The following is a 15,479-nucleotide window of genomic DNA, read 5'->3' as shown; positions in this document are numbered from 1 at the left end:
GGAAATGACGCTGATTTGACGGTGGCGCAGCTTATTTCTGCTGCAGATGGTAGCGAAGCCAGTTCCCCGCCGTTCCGGGCGGCGTCTTCTTGTTCCATAGCAAATCAATAGCAATCGCCCTCGGCCAGCCAGGAACATCCAGCTGCGCCAGCGGTTTTTCCGCCGCAAACTCTTCCACCAGCGCGCAGGGCAATACGCACCAGCCAAATCCCTGAACCGCCATGCTCAACAGCAATAAATAGTTTGGCGCTGACCAGGCCGGGCCGCGCGTAATGTTGGCGTTAGAGTCAAGGTAGGTATTCAGACGCAGCTCGCGCCAGGTATGCAGTTGCTCCCATTGCAGGTTCGTCTGCGACGCCAACGGATGCGTGGTCGCCACATAAACCCCCATCCAGCTTTGAACAGGCAGACGCGTCGCGCCAATGTTTGTGGGATAGTCATCACGCGCTTCAATCAGGCCTATCTGGGCGCGCCCTTTTTGCAGCAGGTCGATGACATCATCATTTTCTCCGATCAAGCATTCAAACTCGGTATGCGGAAATTGACGATCAAACTGCGCCATTAACTCTTCCAGACTGTCAGGGTGCAGGGTATCAGAGAGGACGAACGTGAGTCTTGTCTCCGTCTCGCCGGATAACGTCAGCGCCACCTCATCCAGACGGTCGCTCGCCGATAAAATAGCCTGAACATAGCTAAGCACCCGTTTTCCTTCTTCGGTCAGAACGGGCTGGCGCGATGATCGATCAAATAATGAAAATCCCAGATCCGCCTCCAGATGCGCAATGGCGGTACTAATGGTGGACTGGCTTTTACGCAGGCGGCGCGCCGCCGCAGAAAACGAACCGCAAGAGACGGTCTCAACAAATGCCATTAACGCTTCAGGTGAGTAACGCATAACCTATCTACTTTATCGATGGATGTTATCTTTTAGGTATCACATTAAACGATAAAATAGCGGAAATTTCTTTAGCTTGATTAAGAGTAAGGTTTTTTCGTTTATGCAACATGACGCCATACAACGTCGCTCGCTGCCGGAGCGTATTTTCCATGCTGTCTGTTTTGAAGGTATTGCGACTGCAATACTGGCGCCAACGACCGCCTGGCTAATGCAGCGCTCGGTGCTGGAGATGGGCGGCCTGACGATATTGCTGGCAACGACGGCCATGATCTGGAATATCATTTATAACGCTCTGTTTGATCGACTGTGGCCCGCGCATCAGGTGAGACGAACCGCCAAAGTGCGCGCACTCCATGCGTTAGGATTTGAAAGTGGGTTTATTGTCATTGGCGTGAGTATTGTCGCCTGGGTACTGAATGTCAGCCTGCTACAAGCATTCACCCTGGAAATTGGTTTCTTCCTGTTCTTTTTGCCGTACACGATGCTGTACAACTGGGCATACGATGTTTTACGCCAGCGAATAGTGACCCGCCGCCAACAGCGCGTTAGTGCATGATATTGCGCTTTTTTGCCGGGATCGCAACGCTCCCGGCCCCCTTCCTCCACGACATCCATCTGCTTAAAACGCCCCCAACTGACGCTATTTATGGTAAATTGCGCTTCTTTTTGTGGGTTTTATAGTTGATAAATTCAAATAATGTCTAAAATTTGGTCAAAAGATGAGACTCTCTGGAGTTTTGCATTATACGGAACGGCTGTAGGCGCAGGCACTCTTTTCCTTCCCATCCAGTTGGGATCGGCAGGCGCAATCGTGCTATTTATTACCGCGCTGGTCGCCTGGCCTCTAACATACTGGCCGCATAAGGCGCTGTGTCAGTTTATTCTTTCCTCAAAGACATCTGCCGGTGAGGGAATTACTGGCGCCGTTACTCATTATTACGGCAAGAAAATCGGCAGTATTATTACCACGCTTTATTTCATTGCGTTTTTTGTCGTGGTATTAATTTATGCTGTGGCGATTACCAATTCCCTGACAGAGCAATTAGCGAAGCATATTCAGATAGATATTCGCATCCGGATGGCAGTTAGCTTCGGCGTAGTACTTATCCTGAATATGATTTTCTTAATGGGAAGACATGCCACTCTTCGCGTAATGGGCTTTTTAGTCTTTCCACTTATCGCTTACTTCTTGTTCCTTTCGCTCTACTTAACCGGAAGCTGGCAACCCTCGTTACTGACCGGGCAGATGTCTTTGGATAGTCGCACGTTGCACCAGGTATGGATTTCTATTCCGGTGATGGTTTTTGCTTTTAGCCATACGCCCATTATTTCGACGTTTGCCATCGACAGACGGGAAAATTTTGGCGATCAGGCCATGGATAAATGCAGAAAGATCATGAAGGTCGCCTATCTGATTATCTGTCTGAGCGTGCTGTTCTTTGTCTTTAGCTGCCTGCTCTCCATTCCGCCGTCATACATTGAAGACGCGCGCAACGAAGGCGTTACCATCCTTTCCGCGCTCTCGATGATGCCCAATGCGCCGGCCTGGCTCTCTATTTCCGGTATTATCGTTGCCGTCGTGGCCATGTCGAAATCTTTCCTCGGTACCTATTTCGGCGTCATTGAGGGCGCAACCGAAATGGTAAGAACCACCCTACAGCAGGTTGGCGTGAAAAAAAGCCGGGCGTTCAATCGCGCGCTGTCTATCATACTGGTTTCCGGGATTACGTTTATTATTTGCTGTATTAACCCGAATGCCATCTCTATGATTTATGCCATTAGCGGCCCGCTCATTGCGATGATTCTGTTTATTATGCCCACGTTGTCAACGTACCTGATACCGGCATTAAAACCCTACCGATCAGTAGGTAATTTCATTACGTTGGTCGTCGGTTTACTTTGCGTATCAGTGATGTTTTTCGGCTAAAGTAAAAGATAGCCGGGATATAACTCCCGGCTATTTTATATAAGAATCCAGCACCTTTAATATGACGTCCAGATCTTCTTCACGTCTGGCTTCATCACTCTGATGAACGATATGCTCGGTCAGATGCCCTTTAATCACCTCGCGCATTAAGCCATTTACCGCGCCGCGAATCGCCGCGATCTGTTGTAACACGGCCGCGCATTCATGCGGTTCATCCAGCATTTTTTTTAGCGCTATCACCTGCCCCTGAATCTTGCTGGTTCTGGCTTTAAGCTTTTGTTTGTCCCGGATGGTATGTGACATTGCAACACCTCACTAACATTAACAAATACAAATTATAGCATTACGAGGCTACTGGGGGGTAGTATTGCATACTAGGGGGGAGTAGAATGACACCCACATAAAACAACTAAGAATCATTCTCATGGGTGAATTTTCGACACTTCTTCAGCAAGGAAACGGCTGGTTCTTCATTCCCAGCGCCATTTTATTAGGTATTTTGCACGGGCTTGAACCAGGGCACTCCAAAACCATGATGGCGGCTTTTATCATTGCCATTAAAGGTACGGTTAAACAGGCCGTCATGCTCGGTCTGGCAGCAACGCTTTCTCATACCGCGATCGTCTGGTTAATCGCGCTGGGTGGGATGTATCTTAGCCGGGCATTCACCGCACAATCAGTGGAGCCATGGCTGCAGTTAATTTCTGCGATTATTATTCTGAGCACCGCGTGCTGGATGTTCTGGCGGACATGGCGAGGCGAGCAGCAGTGGCTGGCGGGAAACCACCATCACGACCACGACCACGACCACGACCACGACCACGACCATCATGGTCACATACATCCGGAAGGCGCAACGTCAAAAGCGTATCAGGATGCCCATGAACGCGCCCATGCTGCCGATATTCAACGCCGTTTTGATGGTCAAACAGTGACTAATGGACAGATCCTGCTGTTCGGCCTGACCGGAGGGCTTATCCCCTGTCCGGCTGCGATCACCGTTTTACTGATTTGTATCCAGCTTAAAGCGTTTACGCTGGGCGCCACGATGGTGCTGAGCTTTAGTCTTGGCCTGGCATTAACGCTGGTGACGGTAGGCGTGGGCGCGGCGATAAGCGTTCAACAGGCAGCAAAACGCTGGAGTGGTTTTTCGACGCTTGCCCGGCGGGCGCCCTATTTTTCGAGCATTCTGATTGGTCTGGTCGGCGTGTATATGGGAATTCATGGCTATACCGGGATCATACAGTAAATATGTAACGCTTCTGCTCAGGACGTATCATTCACGTCGGGTTTCATTCCAGAAGCGTTTTTACTTATCAAACGGTATGAAAGGCCATACATTCAGCGTCCCGCCTGAATTCTGTATTTTACTCCACTACACCACAGGCAAAAAATACCCCACCGCCACCGGGTTTAGCCGGCGTGTCAGTGTTTCTGGATAGGGTCGCCGGAGGCGGGTTATTGCGGAGCGATAAACGGGGTTCGCTGCAGTGATTTACAAAACCGGGTACCAAACAGCAGTTCCCGTAATCGGTTCCGCATTCCCAGCTTCACCAGTAACCGGTATTTGTCCTGCCAGATTTGCTTCTCCTGTGTATTCAGCCTTCCACACAACGCTGACAACCTTCCTCGTCCACGGTAAACTTCCTGAAGCAAGCGTAACTGGGCCAGGCTCACTCCGCATGCCAGTATCTCCCGGTGCATCAACTGATCCATATAGTTCATCAACCGCTTCGGATTGTTAAATATCGGTGGCACTTCCAGAAAGCCCGTCACCGGATCCGGAGATAACAAAAAGGCGTCCAGCGCTCCTGTCCTGCGCAGGCGTGCGCCCCCGGCCCACTGTTCATCCCGCCGCCACCGAATAAGTATCTCCGCCAGTTCCTGCTCCAGCAGCGCCGGGATGCCGCCGTATACCTTCAGTACCACCCGGTCGCTGAAAAACAGCTCATCGCTGATAATCATAACCGGGTAGTCCGGCAGTATCTGTCTCAGGGAATAGAACAAAAAGAGATGTTCACGGGGACGCAGACACAGTATCAGTATGGCCTCCGGTTTCCGACGTAATTGCTGCAACAGAACAGGCTGCCTGTATGCGGTTTCACAGTTGCAGCCCGGCATAAATCTCCGGACCAGGTGTGCCACGGCGATCGTCACCGGCCAGCAGTCACCGTAAACGATAATCTGCCAGGCCGGTATCCGGTTATGTTCCGTCATCCTCATCCTCCTTCTTTTTCAGGATCTTCCCCGCATTTCTGTTACTGCACAGCCGGTTCCACAGTTCATTTGCCATCGACCTGTCACCATTACCGACCCGGCGTTTTGATACCAGCGGCGGTCCGGCTTTTTCACGGCGCGTGGACGGGGTGGGACTGTCAAGAACCCGGATAACATAAATCTCATAGCGTCGTGCTTTATTAGGCAGGGTCTGGTGACGGCAGATGCTGACCACCCGCGATGTTTTGCTTCGCAGATAGGCAATCAGGTAGCTGGCCCGTCTGGCCGTGATGTGAAACGCCTCTGCTATCTGGTTACGCTGAACCCAGTTCTGCTGCAACAGGCACCAGTGTGCCACAATGATATACAGGGGCTCGCCGGCATACTGGCGGACACTTACCGGAATAAAACAGGCATCATGGTTGGTCTGTCCGGGATAATGAATATCGTTACCAGGGGTAAGGTACTGCTTTTTTGCGTGTGTATTATCAGGGCACATAAAACCTCTCCATAACTGGGTAAATGATTTCCCGGAGGTGAAGAACAACTCTTAAATAGTATTTATTATTAATGTGTGTTTATTCGGGATTAGTTCCCCGATAACTCAGTCAGTTCTTTTATTTTTATTATCTGCCCCCCCGATTAGTTATAGGTAACAGTAACGGGTATTGCAGCAGAAAACGTTCCTGTCTTTACACTTCCCCCCGGGGTCGGGGTTATTACTGCAGTATATACCTTCGACACATTACCGGTGACAGCTCCTGTAATAGTAATATCCCCCAGTACTTCTTGTTTATCAAAAGTAATCTCTTTTCCTTTATCATCTTTTATTGAAAGCCGGAGCCCATTAGGCTGACCTTTGTTGGGGCCATCCAGGCTGACAAGATTCAGAGTTTGCCCGGTATCCTGTGTCAGTGCACCTTTCCCGAAGGTGATGGCCAGAGGGATCGTGAATTCCTGTCCCATAGCCGGTCGTAAAACCTGCCTGGCGATCACTGTAAAATTTGCCTGTCTGGTCTGTGAAGGTTCATAAGTCGTATAAATATGCCCAAAGTTGACCTGTAATGGAACAATGTCAACTTTACCCAATCCGTTTCTGAGAATTCTCACATTAAAACCAGATAAAACAAATCCGTTTTGTCTCAAAGAATAAGAAAAAGGTACAATATTTAAAACATTACTTATCCCCGTAAAAGCTGTAACTGCACTACTCTCTGAATATGCTTTTGTATATAAGAAATCCAGTGTTATCCTTACTTTTCGTTCTGTAGTCCCAACAGGTAGTTTTGTGCCAAACTCTTTTCGTAACTCATTTCCTGACTGAGTACTCTTTATTTCATCCCAGGAGAACGAAACAACACTTGAAGCATTTCCTGTTTCTTGAATGGACATTCTGAATCCAAGTCCCATCGCATCTAGTGTCTTGGTAAATTTACTGAAGTAGCCCTGATTAAATACCAGCTGTGGAAATTGCGTGTCATATCCCATGTAACATTTAAAAACTGCATCCTGATTGATTGTATAGATAACCGAATCCGGGCCAGGTTTAAAATCATCGGTTGTCAAATTTATACTTCTTAAATTAATATTCTGACCGGAAGTGACTGCACATTCATTTATACCTAGCTCAACCGCATACACTTTAGTCACACATAAAGAGCACAACATCATCACCAGCACGGTCAGTTTTGTTTTCAGATTAAAAATCCATTCTGTCATGATGTCGCCCCTGCGTCCTTAAACGCGCAGTTCAGGGCATCGCAGGTGTAGCGATTCATCTGCAGTCCCCCGTAATCATCAATATACCCCACCCACAGCGTCCGGGTTTCTGCCGGCAGAACAGCCTTTAAAGGCAGGTTCCCCAGGGGCGGCACCATCACGCCCTCGCGGAAACCGCTGAGCCTGTGGCTACGGTCTGCTCCCAGCCACGCCACAGTGATGTAGTACGGCGTCGGGTTTCTGAGGGTCAGATGTCCCGCATTCCGCTCAGCAGTCAGCTTTCTTTCCGGCTGGTCACTGCTGCTTCTGATAATGGCTTTCGGACGGTAAAACAGTTTCAGCTGGCTCTGCATGGCCAGCTGCAGGACGTTGTCGTCTTCCGGCTTCGGGGGAACGCCCCGCACGTTAAACCAGAACAGTGTTTCCCTGTCCTGAGGGAGCTTATCTGTCAGCCCGCGAACCTGGGTGATACGGACCTGGGATTTCTGTCCGGCATCAATACGCTGCAGCGGCGGCAGCGCCATCAGCGCATCGGTTCTCACCCCGTCAGCATCCGTCACCCAGGACTGCGCCAGGAACGGCGTGGTTTTGTCATCGTTATTCAGCGTGATGGCCACCGTTTTCTGCGGCGCATCCATGATAATACGGGTCCGGTCAACATTGACGGCCGCCGGGCTGTACTGGCTCCATGCCGCCGCCAGTGCGAGTAAAATCACACGGCTTCTTCTGCTGTTTTTCACCTGTTTTCTCCTTTAGACCTGCTCTGTGACAGGGATATTTTTATCTGCAGGGCAGTAACAGCGGCCCCCGGCTGAGTGTCACCGTTTCCGGCAGGGTGAGTCTGCACTGCACCCGGCCATCCCAGGACACATTCAGGGTCCGGCGGTCTTCCCCGCTGAGACCTGTCAGGTAGGCCAGACCGCCATCTCCGACCATCCCCGCGGTTCTGCCGGTTTTCCAGGACACCACCAGGGCGCCAAACGGCGGACTTGCGCCATCAGCCAGCCGGATATGACCGAGCACCTGCTCCCCCTGGTTGGCGTCAATCTTCCGGTAGCCCACCGCGCCCTCCGTCAGCACCTGGCTGATGACGGAGCTGCTGACGTCCACGTCCTCCGGCAGGGCGGCCACATCAACCGAAATATCGCTGCGGCGATAGCTGCTGCCGGCGCTCACCACGCCCACCCCGAAGCGGTTGGTCACCCCGCTGTTGCCGTTCACCGGCACACCGGCCACGTCTCCGGTATCTATCATCATGCGGGGCTCATTCCCGGCCATCGACTGGCTGAAAGCGGCACCGTGGGCGGTGGCAGTCACCGAGCCGTACCAGCTCAGGCCCAGGCTGCGGTACTGTCCGGGCTGCAGGGTGGCGTCCGCTGCCGCTTGGCCCCACGGCAGACGGCTCTGCACGCTGCCGCTGAAGCTGCTGTTGCTGCCGGTGTCATAACGGTTATGACCGGCGCTGATGTTCCATGTAGTGTCCGGGTTATGGAAATCGCTGTAATTCACGGTCTGCTGCAGGCCGCCCCGGTTATCTTTCTGTACGCTGTAACTCACCTGGCGACTGTCTCCCCACGGGATACTGATGGTGGCGTAGACCTGGTTCTGGCTACCCCCGCCGGTGTACTGGTTACGGGCAAACGACACCGAGGCCGAGAGTCCCTGAAGGTCGCCGAGACTGAACACCTTGTTGAGGCTGAGCATGTAGTTATTGTTGGACTGTGCGTTCCAGTAATTGAGCCGGCTTACCGAGAGGGCCGCGCTCATGTTGAGTACCGGAACGGACTGGCTATAAGTCACGGTGTAGCTCTGTTTTTCATGCCATGCATCGCCGCCGTCAGTGGTCCGACGCTGCAGGTACTCCGGCATGGACAGAAAATGGCGGTCCGAGAAGCGGTATCCGACGAACGCCAGGGTACTGCCGGTTTTATCAAACGTTTTGGCATAGTTGATACGGTAGCTGTAACCGGACTGCTTCTGCCCATGCGGCAACCGCGCATCTGAGCGGGTGACGTCCGCAGACAGAGCGCCCAACAGCCCCATATTCTGGCCGATCCCGAGCGCCGCGGACTGGTAGTCGCCGGTGGAGGCAATGAGGCCGCCATACAGCGACGTGTTGTTAAATGCTCCCCAGGTGGCCTCCCCGAGCAGAAAGTCAGGGCTGACCGTGCTGTTGTTATGCGTCCCGCCGTACAGCGGACGTCCGGCGGCCACCTTATAGCGAACCTGTCCCTGGCGTGCCATAAAGGGGACGCTGGCCGTGTTGACCTGCCAGGTCCGGACGCTACCGTCGCTTTCCCGGACGCTGACATCCAGGTTGCCGCTGATATTCTGGCTCAGGTCGGGAAGCTCAAAAGGCCCCGGCGACACCCGGGTCTGGTACAGAATGCGACCATTCTGGCTGACGGTGACCTGTGCATTACTGTTCGCAATGCCGCTAATTTTCGGGGCATACCCCTGAAGAGAGGGCGGCAGCATGCGCTCATCGCTGGCCAAAGTGAGCCCGGCAAAGCGGAAGGAGTCAAAAATAGCGGAGCTGAGGTACGTCTGTCCGAGCGTCAGTTTTGAGCGCAGTGCTGGCAAGGCACGGAACAGATACGTCTGCGGCAGATAAAAATCGGACTGTGATGCGCCCTGCCCACTGTCAAAACGGCTGTACTGGTAATCGCTCCGCAATCGCCAGGCGCCGAGATTAAACCCGGCGGTGCCGTAGAGGCTGTAGCTGGTAGAGGTTTCCCCCTGCTGCGGCATATAGCGGTTGACCATCAGGCTGTAATCAAGCAGGCCGGCGGTGACGCCGTCGCTCCAGCGTGAAGGGGGCACCCAGTCCGGGTCCTGATAACGCATCCAGGCCTGGGGAATAATGAAGGTCAGACGCTGATTTTCAGCGCTGTACCGTACCTGACTGTCAGCGGAGCGCAGCTCAAGGCATTGCCCGTCCGGGATACCGGTAACGGGTTTCAGGCCATGAATAATCTTATCCTTAAGACCCAGCATGGCCACCATGTCTGTTGTCACACAGATGACGGCCGCGTCGAGTCCGGCAACCGGTACAACCCTGACCGGATACTGTTCCCGTACCGGCTGGTCATTGAGCCAGATATCGAGAATATAGTTACCGGGCGCCACATACCCCTCGCGGCTGAAGGCCGTGAGGTCCACGTTAGACAGGTTCCCGCTGTCCAGCAGGCTGGCATTGAACTCCGTGGCCTGCGACTTCAGGACGGAAAATGTCAGGGTAATCAGAATGGCAAGCCGGGTAATTTTCATGGCATGGCGCTTTCGTGTTGTCGTCCGTGTAACAGACAGCCCGCAGGCACAGTCAGATATAAAAGCCGTCCGATCCCCTCCGTGGACGGCTTCTCCCTGTCGTTATTTACCGCGTGAAATCACAGGTATTTCAGGGTGTAGGTGACGGATGCGTTAACATCGCCAGGAGTTGCGGCATCTGTCAGGGCTATCAGGCGGGCAAAGAAGTTGAGTTCGTTATTCCCGGCCTGCAGTTGCTGGGCGTCGCCATCCGGCATCGGGGTATTGGGTGTAATCAGTGAGGTGTTGTCACCTTTCAGAAGCTGCACACCAACATGCTGGGCACTGCCGGTGCTGACGTAAGCTTTACCTGAGGTATCTGCTGTGCCACTGAAAGAGACGGTTACTTTAGACATTTTCCCTGCGGAGCCGGCTATTGTAGTTTCATTCGGATCGAAGGCGCAGTTCTGCAGATGAATGGTGAACGGTTTTGAGTCCGTGGTTGCATTGGCGGTATTCAGTTTACGGTAAGAAATCTGTCCAAACGGAACGGTGATCGCATCGTCGCCCGGTGCGATATCACAGGGTGAGTTGGTGATGGTACCAGTGAAAAGAATTTTACCTGAGCCGAACGGGCCTGCTGTGGGTGTAGTATCGGCGGCAAATACAGAAGCACCATACATCATACCGGCAGCCGCCATGGCAAGTATTATTTTATTACGCATAGATAATATGTCCTTTGGGTGAATGAGAATTATTTTGCAAAGGCTGAAAACAACTCTGAGGGTATTAATGAAAGCGTTCAGAAAAGATTCGTATGAATAATAAACGCCTGGTGTTAAACGAAGCACCTGAACTTTCCATCGAAAAATATTGATTTCAGCTAATGCCTAATCAGTTGTAAGAAAATTCTTATTCAAATTAAAACAATAAAAATAGATCGATACGATCGATGATTATGATCGTAATTTAAGAATAATCATCAAAGAAATACTTTTTAATGTAATTATAAGCGGGTGAATACCTAACAGACAGATATTCGCAGCGGACATGAAATATTTTGTAATATATTATCTGGAATGTATGTTTTGCTTTTCCATTACACTGGATATTTACAAAACATAATACTAATCATATATAACAATGAAATTACTGGTAGCATAAAAAACTGGATATAATGCAAGTAAAAGGCATTTAATTCCAAAACATTAACTTAATAAATCATTATGAACCATCATAAGTGGAAGGAATAAAAAATAATAAATGAAATGATATTCTTCTGTATTTGTGATGGGCATCACAATAGATATAAATGCAGGTACCCTGACATTTCTGAACTTCGCGGATGAAATTTAAAAACAATGCCGACAGCAAAGAACAAACTGGTAATAGCTGTCAGACATAATGCTGCCTGCTGTAATGTATACAGCAGGCTGGGGGATATTAATGCGCGGCGTCGTGCTGCACGGAGTGCGTGGGTGATTCCTGAACTGACTGAGAGTCTACAACTATGCCATCCTGAGCTGATTTCAGTAACAGACCTGCCTGATAGTATTTTCCTTCGTTCATCAAGGAAAGCGCTGTGGTCACATCCTTACGGGTTTGCTGAAGAGGAATGAGTTCCTGATTTTCAATAACACTGACGCCTGCTAGTTTCAGGGCCTCTATAGTCCCTTTTTTATCTCCTTCTTTCATTTTCTGGTTTGCTTTATTAATAGCATCATTTTTCTGGCCCGCAGGGAGATAATCTTCTGCTACCGTAATCGATGAATTTATCCGAATATAGTGGTCTCCTTCAACTGGGGCTTTTTTATCTGATTTGACATACAGATTCCAGTCAGTGCTGTCATCGTTCAGGAGTTTTTCTGCTTGCGCAGCCAGTTGTTCCGCCTTTTGGGTGCGACCATTAAACAACTCGAATCGCGACATTCCGATATCACGCATGGCCTGCCAGGCCTGTCCGGATATCTTGTCATTATTCAGAGTAACGTTATCAGTCATGTTTGTTGCGGCCATAATATTTCCTGAAAACAGGATAACCATCAGCGCAACGCCTGGCATAATATGGCTTTTCATAATCCATCATCTCCACAAAGTAACATTTTTTATCGGATTATCCTATTCAGAACCGGTAACCCACGCCAAGATTAAAACCATTGCTATTAAGGCTTCCGCTGTTATGGGTAGCATCAAAATCCGCTCCCTCATAACCCAGAGTTATAGCGACACTACTGACCGGGGTATAAGCCACGCCAGCAGAATAACCATATCCGACCTTACTGTCAGACTCATTTATCCCGTGATCACGCTGATGCAATAATACGGGGCCCACTTGACTATACAGACTTAACTGGTTATTTATTTTCCATGAGGGGCCTGCAAGCAGGGAGTAATAACGGGTTGTTACACGACCATTACTGCTTTCATCGGAATAGCGCTGGCTTCCATTTAGCCATGCAAATGAGGTTGTCAGCCCCCAGTCCGGTGACATTTCATAGTTGTTTGCCAGCCGTACCCCACGCAACGTCCCGGCGTGATTAGTATGGGACTGGGCGTATCCAAGTGAAAATGTACTGGCATTATCGTCTGCCCATACCGGACTGGCTGCAGCAGACAGCAGAACAATACCGGTACTTCCGGCTAATAGCATTTTGTTCATCTTCTTCTCTCCGGTTATTTTACCTGATGCCTTACTGGCATGTATTAAGTTAAAATCTTTCCGTGATAACAAACTATAAATAAATCTTTTAAATTATGAGCACTGTTACGCCAGCAAATAACTTTATCTCCGGCTGTCGGGAGGCTATTCACGAAAATATATCCAGGCCAGAAACAGTATTTAATAATAAATAAACTGGAAAATAAAAACTGACAAAAATAGAAGTTCACTGATATATACCAAAAATAATTTGAGTTGCTGAAAGGCGGCAAGGGAGTGAGTCCCCGGGAGCATAGATAACGCTGTGACCGGGGAGAGCAACAAATCTGCCGGGAGCAGACTTGAACGTCGCATGCGACGGCCCGTCAGGGCGAGGCCCATGGATGGACTGAGTAATCCGTAGCTAACACATAAGCCACTTGAAGTATGAAGGGTATATAACGGGAAAGAAGGCCTATCGGCCTGGTAAATCAACGTCTGTGATTTAAGTTGCAGGAAACGGCTATGGAGAGGGGGATGCGGCAGTTATCGGGCAGTAACGGCATTGTTCAGTGAGTATCCAGGAAACAAAATAAATATCCTCCGGCATAGCCGGAGGTTTTTCAGATGCGCCTATAAGGCTCTCTTACCAGCCGCGCCCTAACAGGCGCATACGATCTGACATTTGCATCAAACTTCGTTACTTACGGCCCGTAAACGGGCTGCCCGGATACGGGATCGATAATTGCTCACCCATTTTATCCTCTTCAAGCTGGTGCTTTATGTAGTCCTGTATCTTCGCCGTGTTCTTACCCACCGTATCGACATAGTACCCTCTGCACCAGAACTCCCTGTTCCTGTATTTGAATTTTAGATCCCCAAACTGCTCGTAAAGCATCAGACTACTTTTACCCTTCAGATATCCCATGAAACTCGACACACTCATCTTCGGCGGGATCTCCAGAAGCATGTGAATATGATCTGCACAACATTCTGCTTCCAGAATTCGTACGTTTTTCCATTCACACAATTTTCTTAATATGCTGCCTACTGCCCTACGCTTCTCTCCATAGAACGCTTGTCTTCGGTATTTGGGCGCGAAAACTATGTGATATTTACAGTTCCATCGGGTGTGCGCTAAGCTCTTTTCGTCCCCCATTGGGACCCCCTTTTGATTTCTTGTTGAACTTTTGCAGTTGCCAGACCGCAAGATGTTTTAACAAATCAAAAGGGGTTTTAATAACTGGCTTAAAGCTGAAAGCTTTCCGGAACCCCCAGCCTAGCTGGGGGTTTTCCATAGACAAAAAAGAAGGGAGCGGTACTCCCTTCGTAAACATGTCAGAATACGACATTTTGGTACTCTTTTATTTATTATCTGGCCGTAAAAGTTATGCTGTTGGCAGATATCTCCAGTCAACATAAAAAAATACCACCAGCTAAAAATGTGATGCAAACCACCATTAAGCAGGTAACCAAATTACTTGACCACTAAATCCGGAAAAGAGCATGAATCCGGGGATAACATCTGATGCAGAAATTAGCACCAGTCTTCGATTCGGATACCCGGAATGTGTTCAAATTCGCGGAGATTGTTTGTGACGACAACCAGTCCGCGGCTACGGGCATGGCCAGAAATCATCTGGTCATAAGGCCCGACAGGTGTTCCCTTGCGGGCCAGTTCGGCACGGATTTGACCGGTATGTATCGCTGCCTGTGTATCGTAATCCAGAACCTCAAGGCGGGAGATAAATCCCTCCACGACGGCAAGATTACGCTCCGGCGCCAGGCTTTTTTCAGCCCCGTAAATCAGCTCCATTAAGGTGATGGAGCTGATACACATTCGGGATGTATTGAGGTTGAAGCGTTCTCTGACGTGTTCGGGCTTATTTTTGATGGTGAAAATACAGGTATTGGTATCAAGCATGAATTTCAGCATCAGAATCCTTCCCGTTCCTGTACTGCGGGTTGTTCTCTGGTACTCATAAAATCAGTACTGGCGCCTTCGCCATCGAACCAGCTGTCCCAGGATTCTCCGACTGGAGTAATGATTCTGCTTCTGCCAACCGCAATGATTTCGACATGTTTCACATCCTCCGGAAAGGATATCGATTTAGGCAATCTGACTGCCTGGGTCCGGTTACTAAAAAAAAGTGTTGTGTGCATAACTGCCTCCTTTCTGGATATACAACGCGTATATCCATTATGAGTAGAGGCGATGTATATGTCAAAGAGATATACAGGAAAAAATAATCCAGTCACATAACGCGCACTCCGCAGGGCATCCTTGTCCAACCCCGGCAATCGGGGAAAACGAGTTTCCCCGACTCCGGCATTTCTGAATACATCCAATGAAGGAAATACCATGCAAACAATGCATAAAAAACATATGGCCGATGGCTTCTGCCCGGTTTGCTCGGTCTGGCTCTGTGTGCGCCAGTACCGCATACTTACGCAGCCATCATTGAGGCAGGATTTTATCCGGAAGGTACAGCTCTCCAGCTTGTTCTTAAGATAATTGAGACCGCGCGACAGGAAATCCGTCTGATGGACTATTCCTTCACCTCTTCGGAGGTGGTCCGGTTCGGACATTCAGTGAGTACAAAATTCTCCATGTCAAAGTGATCGTCAGCGACGACCGCCACACCGAGGTGGGCGCGTCAGAATCGCTGATCGGACACGTCGGAATCTACACTCTGACTTATAAGCCAGCCTGAAGGGGCATGTTGGCTTTGACGATCAGGCAAAAAACAACTGCGAATAAAGTCGTATGATGATCGTAAGCGTACAGCGCGAACCGTCTGGTCATAATCTGATGTATCCGACAAAGTGGT

The 15,479-nt window shown here is 49.9% G+C and carries 16 protein-coding genes and 1 pseudogene; 4 read left to right on the top strand and 13 right to left on the bottom strand.

Annotation, left to right across the window (positions count from 1 at the left end):
- Positions 1-31: 31 nt before the first annotated feature.
- Positions 32-895, bottom strand: coding sequence for a LysR family transcriptional regulator (locus tag ACLD4K_RS12240; protein WP_368372229.1), 864 nt, complete (start codon positions 893-895; stop codon positions 32-34).
- Between the two features lie 103 nt (positions 896-998).
- Here ACLD4K_RS12240 and ACLD4K_RS12235 point away from each other — a divergent pair, with 103 nt between their 5' ends.
- Positions 999-1,454: a multidrug/biocide efflux PACE transporter gene (locus ACLD4K_RS12235; protein WP_001519547.1), complete on the top strand. Its 456-nt coding sequence runs from the start codon at positions 999-1,001 to the stop codon at positions 1,452-1,454.
- Between the two features lie 141 nt (positions 1,455-1,595).
- On the top strand, positions 1,596-2,825 hold the full coding sequence (locus ACLD4K_RS12230) for an amino acid permease (protein ID WP_411011931.1): 1,230 nt from the start codon (positions 1,596-1,598) through the stop codon (positions 2,823-2,825).
- A gap of 30 nt (positions 2,826-2,855) precedes the next feature.
- Here ACLD4K_RS12230 and rcnR read toward each other — a convergent pair whose 3' ends face one another.
- On the bottom strand, positions 2,856-3,128 hold the full coding sequence (gene rcnR, locus ACLD4K_RS12225; protein ID WP_000019953.1) for a Ni(II)/Co(II)-binding transcriptional repressor RcnR: 273 nt from the start codon (positions 3,126-3,128) through the stop codon (positions 2,856-2,858).
- Positions 3,129-3,249: 121 nt separating this feature from the next.
- Between rcnR and ACLD4K_RS12220 the strand changes: the two genes are divergently transcribed.
- Positions 3,250-4,074 (top strand): nickel/cobalt efflux protein RcnA, encoded by an 825-nt coding sequence (locus tag ACLD4K_RS12220; protein WP_411011930.1) that lies wholly within the window; start codon positions 3,250-3,252, stop codon positions 4,072-4,074.
- A 209-nt stretch (positions 4,075-4,283) separates the two neighbouring features.
- Here the strand turns inward: ACLD4K_RS12220 and ACLD4K_RS12215 are convergent, their stop codons facing one another.
- The 11 genes from ACLD4K_RS12215 to vapB form a co-directional block, all read right to left on the bottom strand.
- Positions 4,284-5,042: a transcriptional regulator gene (locus tag ACLD4K_RS12215; protein WP_000134792.1), complete on the bottom strand. Its 759-nt coding sequence runs from the start codon at positions 5,040-5,042 to the stop codon at positions 4,284-4,286.
- Positions 5,029-5,541, bottom strand: coding sequence for a CaiF/GrlA family transcriptional regulator (locus ACLD4K_RS12210; protein WP_000336259.1), 513 nt, complete (start codon positions 5,539-5,541; stop codon positions 5,029-5,031). Before ACLD4K_RS12210 ends, ACLD4K_RS12215 begins: the two co-directional genes overlap by 14 nt.
- 143 nt (positions 5,542-5,684) lie before the next feature.
- Positions 5,685-6,761 carry an outer membrane protein gene (locus ACLD4K_RS12205; RefSeq protein WP_000141329.1) on the bottom strand — a complete coding sequence of 359 codons (1,077 nt, stop codon included), beginning with the start codon at positions 6,759-6,761 and terminating at the stop codon, positions 5,685-5,687.
- Positions 6,758-7,501, bottom strand: a complete 744-nt coding sequence (gene stdC, locus ACLD4K_RS12200) for a fimbrial biogenesis chaperone StdC (RefSeq protein ID WP_000798504.1) — start codon at positions 7,499-7,501, stop codon at positions 6,758-6,760. Before stdC ends, ACLD4K_RS12205 begins: the two co-directional genes overlap by 4 nt.
- Positions 7,502-7,541: 40 nt before the next feature.
- Positions 7,542-10,031: a fimbrial outer membrane usher protein StdB gene (gene stdB / locus ACLD4K_RS12195; RefSeq protein WP_000705484.1), complete on the bottom strand. Its 2,490-nt coding sequence runs from the start codon at positions 10,029-10,031 to the stop codon at positions 7,542-7,544.
- Between the two features lie 119 nt (positions 10,032-10,150).
- A complete protein-coding gene (locus ACLD4K_RS12190; protein ID WP_001244638.1) occupies positions 10,151-10,735 on the bottom strand; it encodes a fimbrial protein in 585 nt (194 codons plus the stop codon).
- 718 nt (positions 10,736-11,453) lie between these two features.
- Positions 11,454-12,086, bottom strand: a complete 633-nt coding sequence (locus ACLD4K_RS12185; RefSeq protein ID WP_000835265.1) for a YfdX family protein — start codon at positions 12,084-12,086, stop codon at positions 11,454-11,456.
- Between the two features lie 46 nt (positions 12,087-12,132).
- The gene (locus ACLD4K_RS12180; RefSeq protein WP_001038506.1) at positions 12,133-12,669 is read right to left on the bottom strand and encodes an STM3031 family outer membrane protein; all 537 of its coding nucleotides are present in this window, start codon (positions 12,667-12,669) and stop codon (positions 12,133-12,135) included.
- A gap of 679 nt (positions 12,670-13,348) precedes the next feature.
- The gene (gene tnpA, locus ACLD4K_RS12175) at positions 13,349-13,807 is read right to left on the bottom strand and encodes an IS200/IS605-like element IS200F family transposase (protein ID WP_000502119.1); all 459 of its coding nucleotides are present in this window, start codon (positions 13,805-13,807) and stop codon (positions 13,349-13,351) included.
- Between the two features lie 378 nt (positions 13,808-14,185).
- The gene (gene vapC, locus ACLD4K_RS12170; RefSeq protein WP_411011929.1) at positions 14,186-14,584 is read right to left on the bottom strand and encodes a tRNA(fMet)-specific endonuclease VapC; all 399 of its coding nucleotides are present in this window, start codon (positions 14,582-14,584) and stop codon (positions 14,186-14,188) included.
- Entirely contained in the window at positions 14,584-14,811 is a 228-nt protein-coding gene (gene vapB, locus ACLD4K_RS12165; RefSeq protein WP_000557549.1) for a toxin-antitoxin system antitoxin VapB, read from the bottom strand. Before vapB ends, vapC begins: the two co-directional genes overlap by 1 nt.
- A gap of 208 nt (positions 14,812-15,019) precedes the next feature.
- Here vapB and ACLD4K_RS12160 point away from each other — a divergent pair.
- Positions 15,020-15,270: pseudogene (locus tag ACLD4K_RS12160) on the top strand (hypothetical protein).
- Positions 15,271-15,479: the final 209 nt, after the last annotated feature.

Source organism: Salmonella sp. 741265055_HSA (assembly GCF_046569525.1).
GTDB classification, from domain to species: Bacteria; Pseudomonadota; Gammaproteobacteria; order Enterobacterales; family Enterobacteriaceae; genus Salmonella; species Salmonella enterica.
This window is presented reverse-complemented; position numbering and strand designations above follow the sequence as displayed.